Raw genomic sequence first — 845 nt, forward strand, 5'->3', positions numbered from 1 at the left:
CCGCGCGAGGGCGAGGTGCTGGTCGAGGTCAAGGCGACCGGCATCTGCCATACCGATGAGTTCACTTTGTCGGGCGCCGATCCGGAGGGCATCTTTCCGGCGATTCTGGGCCATGAGGGCGCCGGCATCGTCATCGATGTCGGCAAGGGGGTGACGTCGGTCAAGAAGGGCGACCATGTCATCCCGCTCTACACGCCCGAATGCCGGCAGTGCCCGTCGTGTCTGTCGCGGAAGACCAATCTGTGCACCGCCATCCGCGCCACGCAGGGTCAAGGGTTGATGCCCGACGGCACCTCGCGCTTCTCGGTCGATGGCAAGAAGCTGTTCCACTATATGGGCTGCTCGACCTTCTCCAACTTCACCGTGCTGCCCGAGATCGCGGTGGCCAAGGTCAATCCCGACGCCCCCTTCGACAAGATCTGCTACATCGGCTGCGGGGTGACCACCGGCATCGGCGCGGTGATCAATACCGCCAAGGTCGAGCAGGGCGCCACCGCGGTGGTCTTCGGCCTCGGCGGCATTGGCCTCAACGTCATCCAGGGGCTTCGCTTGGCCGGCGCCGACATGATCATCGGCGTCGATGTCAACAACGACAAGAAGGCCTGGGGCGAGAGGTTCGGCATGACGCATTTCGTCAATCCGAAGGAGATCGACGGCGACATCGTGCCTTATCTGGTCAACATGACCAAGCGCGGCGCCGACCAGATCGGCGGCGCCGACTACACCTTCGACTGCACCGGCAACACCAAGGTGATGCGCCAGGCGCTGGAAGCCTCGCATCGCGGCTGGGGCAAGTCGGTCATCATCGGCGTCGCCGGCGCCGGCCAGGAGATTGCGACCAGGCC

At 64.6% G+C, this 845-nt stretch carries 1 protein-coding gene; it reads left to right on the top strand.

What is annotated here, in order from left to right; genetic code table 11:
- Positions 1-845 (top strand): alcohol dehydrogenase catalytic domain-containing protein (locus RFN28_RS34655; protein WP_320291604.1); only part of this gene is annotated, 845 nt, incomplete at both ends.

The sequence above is a fragment of the Mesorhizobium album genome, from assembly GCF_033977205.1.
Taxonomy (GTDB): domain Bacteria; phylum Pseudomonadota; class Alphaproteobacteria; order Rhizobiales; family Rhizobiaceae; genus Mesorhizobium; species Mesorhizobium album.